This window comes from Psychromonas sp. KJ10-10 (assembly GCF_047323245.1).
In the GTDB taxonomy this organism is placed as follows: Bacteria; Pseudomonadota; Gammaproteobacteria; order Enterobacterales; family Psychromonadaceae; genus Psychromonas.
The window spans coordinates 1,693,463-1,705,174 of record NZ_CP178826.1 but is presented as its reverse complement, the minus strand read 5'-3'; the positions used below and the strand labels follow the sequence as shown (position 1 = coordinate 1,705,174).

12 protein-coding genes are annotated in these 11,712 nt (G+C 38.6%); 7 read left to right on the top strand and 5 right to left on the bottom strand.

Going from position 1 to position 11,712, the window contains the following annotated elements; translation table 11 throughout:
- Nucleotides 1–23 precede the first annotated feature (23 nt).
- The 5 genes from ACLKMH_RS09725 to ACLKMH_RS09705 form a co-directional block, all read right to left on the bottom strand.
- Nucleotides 24–521, bottom strand: a complete 498-nt coding sequence (locus tag ACLKMH_RS09725) for a 4Fe-4S dicluster domain-containing protein (protein ID WP_413701789.1) — start codon at nt 519–521, stop codon at nt 24–26.
- A gap of 776 nt (nt 522–1,297) precedes the next feature.
- A complete protein-coding gene (locus ACLKMH_RS09720; RefSeq protein ID WP_413701788.1) occupies nt 1,298–1,522 on the bottom strand; it encodes a hypothetical protein in 225 nt (74 codons plus the stop codon).
- A 30-nt stretch (nt 1,523–1,552) separates the two neighbouring features.
- On the bottom strand, nt 1,553–1,822 hold the full coding sequence (locus ACLKMH_RS09715; protein ID WP_413701787.1) for a hypothetical protein: 270 nt from the start codon (nt 1,820–1,822) through the stop codon (nt 1,553–1,555).
- A gap of 23 nt (nt 1,823–1,845) precedes the next feature.
- Nucleotides 1,846–2,157, bottom strand: a complete 312-nt coding sequence (locus ACLKMH_RS09710; RefSeq protein ID WP_413701786.1) for an LruC domain-containing protein — start codon at nt 2,155–2,157, stop codon at nt 1,846–1,848.
- Nucleotides 2,105–3,832 (bottom strand): LruC domain-containing protein, encoded by a 1,728-nt coding sequence (locus tag ACLKMH_RS09705; RefSeq protein WP_413702304.1) that lies wholly within the window; start codon nt 3,830–3,832, stop codon nt 2,105–2,107. Before ACLKMH_RS09705 ends, ACLKMH_RS09710 begins: the two co-directional genes overlap by 53 nt.
- Before the next feature lie 569 nt (nt 3,833–4,401).
- Between ACLKMH_RS09705 and ACLKMH_RS09700 the strand changes: the two genes are divergently transcribed.
- The 7 genes from ACLKMH_RS09700 (at nt 4,402) to ACLKMH_RS09670 (ending at nt 11,697) form a co-directional block, all read left to right on the top strand.
- Nucleotides 4,402–5,421, top strand: a complete 1,020-nt coding sequence (locus ACLKMH_RS09700; protein ID WP_413701785.1) for a glycosyltransferase family 4 protein — start codon at nt 4,402–4,404, stop codon at nt 5,419–5,421.
- Between the two features lie 162 nt (nt 5,422–5,583).
- Nucleotides 5,584–7,446, top strand: a complete 1,863-nt coding sequence (locus ACLKMH_RS09695) for a glycosyltransferase family 4 protein (protein WP_413701784.1) — start codon at nt 5,584–5,586, stop codon at nt 7,444–7,446.
- Nucleotides 7,334–7,912 (top strand): glycosyltransferase, encoded by a 579-nt coding sequence (locus ACLKMH_RS09690; RefSeq protein WP_413701783.1) that lies wholly within the window; start codon nt 7,334–7,336, stop codon nt 7,910–7,912. The genes ACLKMH_RS09695 and ACLKMH_RS09690 overlap by 113 nt, the downstream gene beginning before the upstream one ends.
- Before the next feature lie 3 nt (nt 7,913–7,915).
- Nucleotides 7,916–9,346: a lipopolysaccharide biosynthesis protein gene (locus ACLKMH_RS09685; protein WP_413701782.1), complete on the top strand. Its 1,431-nt coding sequence runs from the start codon at nt 7,916–7,918 to the stop codon at nt 9,344–9,346.
- A complete protein-coding gene (locus ACLKMH_RS09680; RefSeq protein ID WP_413701781.1) occupies nt 9,339–10,595 on the top strand; it encodes an O-antigen ligase family protein in 1,257 nt (418 codons plus the stop codon). Before ACLKMH_RS09685 ends, ACLKMH_RS09680 begins: the two co-directional genes overlap by 8 nt.
- 524 nt (nt 10,596–11,119) lie before the next feature.
- Nucleotides 11,120–11,443 (top strand): hypothetical protein, encoded by a 324-nt coding sequence (locus ACLKMH_RS09675; protein WP_413701780.1) that lies wholly within the window; start codon nt 11,120–11,122, stop codon nt 11,441–11,443.
- A gap of 23 nt (nt 11,444–11,466) precedes the next feature.
- Nucleotides 11,467–11,697 (top strand): acyltransferase, encoded by a 231-nt coding sequence (locus tag ACLKMH_RS09670; RefSeq protein ID WP_413701779.1) that lies wholly within the window; start codon nt 11,467–11,469, stop codon nt 11,695–11,697.
- Nucleotides 11,698–11,712 lie beyond the last annotated feature (15 nt).

Below are 11,712 nucleotides of genomic sequence, written 5' to 3'. Positions count from 1 at the left end.
TATTTGTATGATGATGACATGAGTTAACGCATTAAATGGCTATTATCACCAATAGCAGTGCGTAATAATTTTTTCTGTTTCAATTCAGATAACTGCTGTTGATCACATATACTCAACGCATCGGTTGGGCAAACACTTATGCAAGCTGTTCCAGCAACATTATCAACACACAAATCACATTTTATGACACTTGCTTTGCCTTCTTTCATGGTAATATCTATCGCCCCAAAGGGGCACGCGACCATGCAACTTTTACAACCAATACAACGTCCTTCATAAATTTCAACAAAACCATTTGCTCGTACTAAAGCCCCGGTGGGACAGGCTTTTGCGCAGGGAGCATCTTCACATTGCTTACACATGACAGGTACGGTGATATCCCCTTCTCTTATCACGGTAATTCGAGGACTAAATGATGCGACTGAAATAGCAAGTTTGTTATCATGGGCCATTGCACATGCTAACTCGCAAGTACGACAACCTATGCAACGATTCGGATCTGCTATTATAAATCTATTCATTTATATCTCCTGTGCTTAGAATTAAAGCAACGGTTTTGATAAATAAAACGTCAAAATCTATCTAAACCAATAAAAATTGATTGCTTTATAATCTTTATTACGATCAATTTATTTGTAATACAATATTAGTGTTAAATGTTATTTTTAAGAATATCTATTTAAATTAAAAAATTATTCAACCTAGATCATATTTCTGTGTTCTTTTAATGAAAATAACCTTTAAATTTGTAGGTTTTAATGGAATTTTCTAGCTAGGTTGGATTTTTACATCATTAAAATTGGTAATCGTAATATGAAAATCTAAATAACCAGCGAGCAAAATAGACAACTTATATTTTTTCTACTCGCCAACAGCTAGCCGTAAAGTGCAATAATAGCGCCATATAATTATCTTTATGATGGGTAACTTATTATCAACACAGCACGAGGTGGAGTTTCACTTACAATATATTTTGCAGGACAGGAAATTTAAGTAGAAAATTAAAGATAAAACACCTTTAATTTCAAAAACTAAGAATAGATAGCTTTATTTTTATTACACAGTTAATACTGTCAAAATGGGGGTAATAGGTCAGAACATAGCTTAGTTCTTGATAGATTGGAAATCACCAATACTGATTAAATCTGATATAAGGAAGAAATGACTAAGTGTTAAAATGCACACAAAAATAAGTAATTGTTGCATTTGTAACACTTAGTAATTAAAAATAATGTTAGATAATTGATACACAAGCATCTAACTAGTATTTTGAATGTTAAGGATTATAAACTTAAAACTACATCCAAACTAATTCATTGTTTATTAATGTAATGACTTCCTGTTGTGGTTCACTACCATCATAAAACCAAATTTCAATAAGATACGCAGATTGTTGATTAATAGCAGTAAATGACTCTGTAAATATACCACGGTCTAATGCCCCTGATATCACTCGGCTAGAAGAGTCTGGATAAAAACGTCCAGTATTAAGTCTGCTGATAATCACTGTAGATAGAAACATAAGCACGTTCATCCTGAAGTTCTAATAACTCTAAAAAACCTGAACTTGCTGTTTACTAGTAAAACTAAAATCTTCCGTAGCAACTAGATCATCCATTTCTAAAGAAAGTGTTTGTACGGGTTCAATATTCTCTGCCGTTGTGATTAATTCAACATCATTACCTGTATTGTTGTTTACTGTATTACTAGTGTCTGTCACGCTAATATCAGCAATGCTACCACCTCCTCCACCACCTCCACAGGCAGTAAGAAGTAATGGAAACAGACATAATGCAATGTTTTTTAGGGTATTGTTTATCATAATTCGTCTCACATAAATTGTTTTTAAAATAAATAGTTATCGATTGCTAGTTGAGGTTCAAACCAATTGCTTTGTTGTTCTCCATCAGACTCAACAAAAGTTTGAAAAGCTGGATATGCCATTATTAATGGGCTCCTTTCACTAGGCCACTGCCAGCTATCGGTGATTTCTAATGCCCAGGGTAAATTATTGGCATTTCGGTAATAACGCTCATTACTCGGCTCACTAGTATCATCACCTAAACCAAAGTTATCGTAATTAAATTTATCTGTTGGTGCTTTATCAACTAAGTGGATCTCTAAACTTCTGCCTGGATGCTTGCGTAAATAAATCACCGTGATACAAACCTTCTGTGGCAAAAATAAAAGGGTCATAGGGTGTCGCTGGAATATCCTGCAGATCTAACGGGTTATGGAAAGGTACACTGAGCTCAAAATTAAACATTTTGGCATCACTACAACCGGCTTCACTGCGATAATAATTACAGCTAGTTTTTACATGTTTCCATAAATCTTGACTGATCATTAACACTGCATTTCTATTGCCTGTTTCTAAAATATCGTAGGTTGTCGCACCATTGGTCCCGCTGTATTGTTGCTCAGCTCCATTATGTAATAAACGTAGCGTTTGTGTATTAACATTATTACTGTCAATATTTTCTAACTGTACTGCGAAGCCATTATGGTAATCGCCTCCTAGTGCCAGTAACTCACCTTGAATATCAATACGTACAACCTGTTGATCACGAATCACCTCCACTGTGCGGTAATGAAGCACGACATCATTCATGTCATAGTCATCACTGATAGGCCATTGATCTTCATAGGCAAGCGTAACCCAACCATCTTTACTCGGGTAATAGCGATAGGTTAAACCTGACTCTGTAATACTAATAGGATGATCTTCAACTTCACCACTTTGACTACCACCGTCATAACTTAGCCCACTTTGCTGACTAAAACGGAAACGACTCCAACTCTCTCCAGCAATCGCACCTTCAGGCACACGGAGTACCAACTGATTAAAGCCTGGTTGCAAAGTTATATCGGTAAATGTCTGCTCACCTTGATCAGCAAAGTCACCATCACCATTCCAATCAAACCAGGCATTTAAAACACCTTCCGTTGAGGCATAAACACTGACTACCGAATCTAAGCCCACAGCTAGCTCGGTTACAAAATTAACCCCATCTTCGTCATCAAAACTACTATCATTAACCTCTGAATGATCATCAGAGTCGCCATTAATATAACCATCATAATCGCCATCTGGTGGGGTTAAGCCTAAATAGGTTTGTCCATCTAATAGATGTCTTGGCCCATTATCAGCAAGCAGAGTCATATAACTTTGTGGCGCATCAGCAAAATCAATAGTTGATAAAGTATCTTCATCAATCAATGGGGCTGTTGCACAACGCGCACCATCGTTTTGGCTCGAGCTGGGCCCATCTGCAAAATGAATCGCACTAACATCAAGATCATTAACACTTTGATCCTCTAACTGAGAATCAAGTCCTGATAAATCGATACGATATACTTTGCCATCTTGGTTACGAGATAGATAAAAGTAACCATTCACATCAAAATACATAGCACCAAAGGTACCGGTTTCACCACTATCACCAACGAACAGAGTTTCCCCCGTGTTAGGGTTAATTTGATACAAAAATCCATTGCTATTATCTACACCGTAAAGCATGCCGTTATTAGGGTGAAAGGCAAAATCTGTTAAGCTGATAGTACTTTTTTGGGTGATTAATTCTGCGCTCAGTACATTATCAACTGAATCATCAAGCGGGCGAAGGTCAACGCGATACAGACCAACGTTCTTGCGGTATACATAATAATAATGGTTTGCAACATCACCCACGTAGAAATTTTTATTATTTGGTAGTCCGGTAACCTTTAAAGCTTCAGCCTGGAAATCACCACCAATACGCATCAATGTTAATCCACTGCTATTAAAGCCGTATAAATATCTATCCTGCTGATCAAAACCTACACCATTAATATTACCGCTAATGCCAAGATCTTCTGCAAGTAACTCGTAATTTCCGGTTACTAAGTTGATACCATAACTCGCAACTGGCGTTCCTTGAAATAAAAAGCTTTACTTGGACAAGTCGTAAAAGGATCTGCTTGAGCACTGCTCAATAATGCACAGCTTCCAACTAATATTTTAGCGCTACTTAAGCTTGTATTAATAAACCTTTGGTAATAACTCTTGAGTGTGTATTTTTTCCTGTGCATTATCTAACTCCCATATCAATTCGTTTTAGTATTTTCCTCCCTACAATCCAATTACTGTGCCAACACTATAAATCTTATTAGAAAAGGCTCACAGCCCCTACCCTGTCTGTGTTTCTATTATTTTCTAACAAAATATGAAAAAACCATGAGTCGTTCTATTCGCAATTTGCAACGCGAGCGTGCATTAATTCTTTAGTGATTGCGAAATAAAGATTCACGGCAAACTCAATAAACCCTGAAATAGTGGGATTTGATAAAAATATACATTCAGGCATTAAACTTGCTGTATCTACTTTAACAGCGTTATTTTTTTAAAAGGCTCATAAACAAATGGCAATACAAAAACAAAAAGTTTGGCTATTAGTGGATAGTAGTAAATCAGGTGGAATTGAATCGCATATTCACCAATTAGCGAAGGGATTACAGGATCATGATCAACAACCACAGGTGGTGTTTCTGCGTGATTATGGTTTTCACCCACTAAAAGAACAACTAAGAAAGGATGATATTGACACGCAAACTTTAAGCACTGGTTTTATGCCATTATTAAAGGCGATTACAACACAACGTCCAGATATCATTCATACTCATGGTTATAAAGCCGGGATAATGGGACGCTTAGCCGCCACGATTTTAAGAGTTGCAGTGGTCAGTACCTATCATGCTGGAGAAGTCCCAAAGGGTAAGCTCGCACTTTATGATAAATTAGATAGGTTAACTGCTTTTTTAGGCAAACATATTTTTGCAGTCAGTCCACAAATTGCAAAGCGTATCTCGGTACAGACAGAGATCTTTGATAATTTTGTTAATAATTCAGAAATAAAAGAATCAGAAGGTACACAAATCGCCTTTGTTGGAAGAGTCAGCCATGAAAAAGGACCAGATCGCTTTATTAAGTTGGCTCGAAAGTTAACTGAGCAACAACTTTATCTGTATGGTGATGGTCCACAACTTGCCGAACTAAAGCAAGATCTACCCACTAACCTTCATGCATTAGGTCAACAGGATGATATGGCAAGTGTCTGGCCAAAGATCGGATTATTAGTAATACCTTCTCGCTATGAAGGTTTACCAATGGCGGCATTAGAAGCAATGGCCAGAGGTATTCCAGTCATTGCTTTTCGCGTCGGAGCATTAGATAAGTTAATTAACCATCAGATAAATGGCTGGTTACTTGCTCCTGGGGATGTAAATGGAATGGCTCAAATAATCGGACAATGGTGTGAATTAAGCGAAACTAGTAAACAACAGATACGTAATACAGCCAAACAAACTATAGCAACACATTTTTCTAGCACAGTGGCCATTCCTAAACTCATTACTCGCTATCAACAAGCCAGCAGTAAATAAACTACATTCTCTTTAGTCCTGCATTGCATTTTGCAATTCAGGACTAAAAACAGTTGAAAAAACATCCCCAAAAAACAATAAAACCAATAATTACAAACACTTAAAATTTTGGCCTAGCTTTTGCTTTATCAGTAATATATTTATCAAAAGAGGTCATAACAGATGCATTCATCAACAACAATACTATTCACTCATTATGGTGATAACTGGATACGTGGTAGTGAACGTTGCTTGTTAGATCTGCTCTGTCATCTGGATAAACAAAAATTCACTCCCATTCTATGGTGTAATCAACCAATTTTAGAAGCACAGGCAAAAAAACTGGGGATCATTGTGTATCGAAGTGACTTTCCTTTATTGCTTGGCTGGAATGCGCCAAGGTTTAACCTTAAGGGGTTTACTCAGCTATTAAAAACAGCACTAAAAATCATCGATAAACACCAAATTAAACTGCTTCACGCCAATAGCGCAGCGCCCTGCCAGTGGCTTAATTTTGCAGCTCGTAAACGTAAATTACCATTACTTTGCCATCTTCATTCTAGCTATCAATTACGAGATCGTTTATCACTGGGGCTTTACCAGGTAAACATGGCGGTTGGCGTAAGTGAATACGTACTAGATGGACTAAAAAAAGATAATTTACCAAAAGCGCGACACTGTGTAATTGCTAATGGCATTGATCAACAACAGCTCCTTAATCAACCTGCACAAGCTTTAGGAAACTTAATCACCTTAGACAAAGAAGATTTTGTGCTTGCAACGGTAGGCTCATTAATTGAGCGAAAAGGTGTCGATTTGATTATTTCCGCCGTCGCAAAACTGATTAATAAAGGATTCTCTTTGCGTCTGATTATTATTGGTGATGGTCCACAACGCTCAACTCTAGAAACACAAATTAATAAATTAAGCATGGCACACAAAATTACACTACTTGGTGAACAACATAATGTACATGGCATTTTACGCGAACATGTCGATGCATTTATCTCCGGTGCACGCGAAGAAGCCTTTGGTCTAGTATTAGCTGAAGCAAGTCTAGCAAAAATTCCCGTCATTGCTCCTGCTGTGGGTGGTATCCCAGATGTGGTTATTGATGGTAAAACTGGCATATTAATTCCAAGTGAAGATGTTGATGCCATGGCCGAAGCTATTTCTGAGTTATATTTTCACCCTGAGACTTGCCAAAATATGGCCAACGCTGGTTATCACCATGTTCTCGAACACTTCACAATCACAAAAAACAGTAAACGTTTTGAACAATTGTATGAAAACATGCTCACAATGGACGGTAATAAAAATAAGATGGCACATCATTGGTCCCTTGCTTTATCACTAAAAAGTGCCTTGAAAAGCATTTTTAATAAGGGGTTAAGCATGTCGCATAAAGCTCACCTGTTGATTATTGATCCGATTGCCTTTAGTGGTGGCTCTAAAATTGCAACAGAAAGTATTTTGCGCCAGCTTGATACAAATAAAACTCGAATCAGCGTATTAAGTGCAGACTCCGACTCCTGGCTGTGGCCAGAGCTCAAACGAGTTAAGCTTTATCAACCTCAATGGCTTGCCCGCCAAGAGCAAGGCATTGCCTACTTCATCAGCCATTTTTTCATCATGCTACAAATCTTATTGCTACGAATTCGTTTAGGTCACATTGATATGACGATAGGAGCTTCAGGTCCGGGCGTGGATTTATCCTTATATCTTATTAAGCCATTTTTAAGCTTTAACATTATTCAGCTTATTCATGGTCCCGTTGCTAGCTCTAATACCATTGCACGCTGTTTAACGGTTTCTGAGCAGATTTTTTATCTGCCTAGTACTCGCTCCTCATTACTCAACTGCCTGAGTTATTTCCACTCAGTTAATATAGATAAGTTACCAGCACATTACCAAATAATGGAGAACGGCCTATGTGATACGCACTGGCCAACACCATGCACCAAACAGCCACAAGCCGTGGTTTTTTGGGCACGCTTCATTACTAAAATGGAAAGGTTTAGAAACACTACTCACTGTACTCAGTAATATGCCAGTCCAACAACGCCCGAAAAGCCATATCTGTTATATCCAACCTAAACAAACACAGTTGCCAGTGAGCTCACTTAATGAAGGGCTAGCCAAGGTGAATTATTACCCTTCGCCAAAGAACCTTGATCAGATAAGAGCAAGCGCAAATATTTTTGTCTCTACCAGTCACCAAGAACCCTTTGGTTTGTCTATTTTAGAGGCTTTAGCGGCAGGCCAATGTGTGTTGATCCCTAGTGATGGCGCATATTGGGATAACACTTTGGTTGATGATATTAATTGTATTAAATACCACGCAGGTGATGTTCAGGATTTACAAGATAAACTCACTTTATTATGTGCTGATATTGATCGAGTGACTCGCATTGGTCAGCAAGGCATGAAAATAGCATCAGGTTATCGCGCTAGTGAGCAATTCCTTAATATTCAAACTTATCTGGCACAAGCTACAGCGATACAAGGTTAAACTATGAAATTACTTAAAAATAGTGTATTGCAACAAAGCCTGCTCTATGGGATGAGTATTGCCCTAATGAAGGGTATTTCTTTACTCATTCTACCCTTTATTGCCCACCAGCTGAGTAATGAAGAGTTTGGTCGCCTTGAAGTGATCAGCACCCTCGCCATTATTGGCAGTATATTAGTCGGAATGGGGCTTGAAGATACCCTATTTCGCTTTGCTGGATCAGTGAAAACTAAAGCGCAACAAAATCACATAACCGCACAAATCTTTGGATTAAGTCTAATAGTAACAGTACTTGCGCTATTTGCTGGTTGGTATAGCGCCAGTACAATTGCAACTTGGATACCCGGCTCACCAAGCATCTATGAAGTACGTTTGGTGGTTAGTGTATTAGCATTAGAGGGTTGTATTGCAATTCCCTTAGGTTGGCTTCGAATGAATGATCGCGCGGTGAATTTTTTTATAGCAAGCTGTGGACGAGCACTGTTACAAGCGACCCTAGTGCTTATTCTTTTACATTTCGAACGTGGCGTTGCAGGTATTTTAGAAGCGGGTTTAATCGCGACTGTGGCGCAAACTTTGCTACTTGGATATTGGCAATTACGTGGTACCGGAATAAGCTACAATTCACAAATAGGTAAACGCGCTTTAATTTATAGTTTACCAATTGTTGGTAGCGACTTACTCGCTTTTACACTTAATGGCTTAGATCGGTGGATCTTAGCAAGTCACACTAGTCTTGATGATGTGGCACAATTTTCAATCGCGACTAAATTTGCTTTAGCGACAGTCTTATTATTACAACCCTTTGGTATGTGGTGGTCACCTAAACGTTTTACTGTATTACATGAAACTAATGGAGAAGCAAAAGTAGCCCGTTTTGTAGCAATGGGGATAGGCTTAGCTTTAATGATTAGTTTATGGGTCGCTATTCTTGCACCAATTTTAATCACGCAATTGTTGCCAGCTAGTTATAATAATGCAAGACAATATGCTCTTGGATTGATTGCAATAATGCTTCTTAAAGAGTTAGTCGAACTGATTAACATCGGTTGCTTTATCGGTAAAACCACACGTAGCCAATTTGTTATCAATCTGATCGTCGCTCTTATCGGGGTCAGTGCCATGCTAGTATTAACACCAACTTATCAAGTATGGGGAATTATTTTTGCCTTGTTACTTGCTCAATCAATACGCCTGTGGCTTTTCTATCAAGTCAGTCAATATTTTCTGCCCCTTAACTACCCATTAAAATCCTTAATGATGCTCACCTTAGTAGGCTTATTTTGGTTATTTATTAGTCTGCAACTAAGCCATATTTTGCATTTATTATTAGTGCTTATCTGCGCAACATTAAGCTTATTATTTTGTGCACAGGCGTTAAACTTAATAAAACTGCCATTCACATTTATGCAATGGTCATTAATCAATGAGTAACGGCGGCGGTAAGCAACAACTATTAACCTTGGCAATCACTCTGCTAAGTTGCTTTTTAATCGCAGTCGCCTGGCGTTTTGTTGCTCATCCAATTGTTTTAATTGCCTTTGGGTTAATCCCAATCGCTATTTTCGTTGTGTTACGCATCCCCTTCTTATTTATTTTATTATTTGTGATCTTCTCATTTTTTCGCATTCATGAGGTGTTTCCACAAATCTATAACTTTAAGATCCCTCTATTGCTTTCTTTAGCTTCATTAGGAGCATTATTTTGGCATGTTTGCCTTTCCGGTAAGGTCACTATCTACTGGTCTCGCGAGCTTACCTTAATGAGCATTTTCTTTGCGCTGGCTATCATTGGAATTATCTTAGCAAGCAACCGCCCGATCGCTATTGAGTACTTTAAAGGTATTTATTGGAAAATTATTATTATGACCTTCGCGATTGCCTGGTTATCACGAACCGAAAAAGATTTTGCTTTAGCCTCGCGCTTAATTACCTTCTTTGGCATGTTGGTTGGCCTAGTGGCCTTGAGCAATCAAATCAATGCCATTGGTTTGGTTGAAGGAACTCGAGTGACAATCGGACGAGATATCGGCTCGGTGCTAGGTGATCCCAATGACCTAGCTTTGGTATTAATGTTTCCAGTTGCCTTTGCCTGCAGTTTTATCATGACCCCAAATATTCAACGACTAAATAAACTCCTCGGTTTGGTCAGCGTGATAGTCTTATTTTTAGCCATTATTGCCACCCAAAGTCGTGGTGGATTGCTCGGCATGATGGCCATTCTTGGGGTATTTGGTTATCGTAGAATCGAATCAAAATCATTGTTTATTGGATTAGGTATTGTGGTCTCCTGTGCATTGTTTGTTTTTGCCGGGATTTCCGATCGAGCCTCTGGTGGAGCAGCAGAAGAAGGCATTGATGCATCAGCAATGGGCCGTTTGTATGCTTGGGAAGTCGCCTTTGGGATGGCGGTACATAATCCCTTTAGTGGCGTTGGCCTTAATAACTTTTATTCCAATTATTACTATTACAGTCCACATTGGGATGGCCTTAATCATGCTGTGCACAGCACCTGGTTCGGTATTCTTGCTGAAACTGGTTTTCTGGGTCTGATTGTCTTTATTATCACCATAGTTGCATTATTAAAAAGTGCCTTGAACAGCTTAAAACAGATTGAACGTCATCTAACTCAGGTCAACCCAGCCATTCATGCAGCTAGGCACAAGCAGTACTTGCAGGATTAATTGGCACCATTGTTTCGGCCACATTTTTAACACAGGGTTTTACCTGGCCTATTTATATACTCGCAAGCATTAGTCGTCGCTATCGCTCAATGGATTACCAGTAATTTACCTGAAAACAAAACCTAAATTAGCAAGATATAAACTGAATCGCTTGTCATTAAATCACATCAATCGTGAATAAATAAGGTTCGCTATTTTTTGCAATTTGAGAATAACATTTGCAATTTGCTTATCGGCGCGCCTTTTGAAAACACATAAAACTATAAACCATTGATTATATTAAAAATAAAACTTGGCCCAATCCCTGCAATAAAGCTCCCATAAAATAAATTTTAGTAATACCCCTGGAGCCTAAGCATGAAAACCGTGTCACTTAATCATACTAAACAATGGTTAAAAACCAGTCAAAACCCTTTTGCAAAAAAACTGCTTAGTGTCATTAAAGCAATTCTTTATTTTCAGTTGCCAGCACCGCGTTTTTTATTCACACCAGCTTATTTGATATATAAATCTCTCAATAATTTTTGGGAAAGCCTTACCCGCATATTTTTTGGACGCCTCTTTTTAAAGGCCGAGTAACTGAAGTTGGCAATCAACTTTATTTATATAGTGGTCTGCCTTATATCAGTGGCCCCTTGAACATCAGCTTAGGTAACAACTGCCGGGTATCTGGGCAATCTACCTTCACGGGTCGCAGTTGCAGTGAGACAACGCCCTGTTTAAGCATTGCCAATAATGTCGATATTGGTTGGATGACTACCATTGCGGTGGGCAGTAAAGTAATTATTGAAGATAACGTACGCATTGCAGGACGTGCTTTACTCGCCGGTTATCCAGGCCACCCTTAGATGCAAAGGATCGCGCACTGGGTTTGCCGGAAACAGATGATCAAGTTGGCGATATTATTTTAGAAAAAGATGTTTGGTTAGCCACGGGTGTATCAGTAATGGCAGGTGTGCGAATAGGTACAGGTAGCATTATTCTCGCCGGTAGTGTGGTAAGCAAAGATATTCCTCCTATGGTTCTCGCAGGTGGTATTCCTGCTCGTGTTATTCGTTCACTTAGTCACGAAGAGCAAAGCCGTTCACAGGAGAAAAACTAATATGAGCCAGGATTT

Excerpts from the sequence above, each read along its gene's own strand:
- ACLKMH_RS09725 (WP_413701789.1), bottom strand. The coding sequence starts at position 521 with ATGAATAGATTTATAATAGCAGATCCGAATCGTTGCATAGGTTGTCGT.
- ACLKMH_RS09720 (WP_413701788.1), bottom strand. The coding sequence starts at position 1,522 with ATGTTTCTATCTACAGTGATTATCAGCAGACTTAATACTGGACGTTTT.
- ACLKMH_RS09715 (WP_413701787.1), bottom strand. The coding sequence starts at position 1,822 with ATGATAAACAATACCCTAAAAAACATTGCATTATGTCTGTTTCCATTA.
- ACLKMH_RS09700 (WP_413701785.1), top strand. The coding sequence starts at position 4,402 with ATGGCAATACAAAAACAAAAAGTTTGGCTATTAGTGGATAGTAGTAAA.
- ACLKMH_RS09695 (WP_413701784.1), top strand. The coding sequence starts at position 5,584 with ATGCATTCATCAACAACAATACTATTCACTCATTATGGTGATAACTGG.
- ACLKMH_RS09685 (WP_413701782.1), top strand. The coding sequence starts at position 7,916 with ATGAAATTACTTAAAAATAGTGTATTGCAACAAAGCCTGCTCTATGGG.
- ACLKMH_RS09680 (WP_413701781.1), top strand. The coding sequence starts at position 9,339 with ATGAGTAACGGCGGCGGTAAGCAACAACTATTAACCTTGGCAATCACT.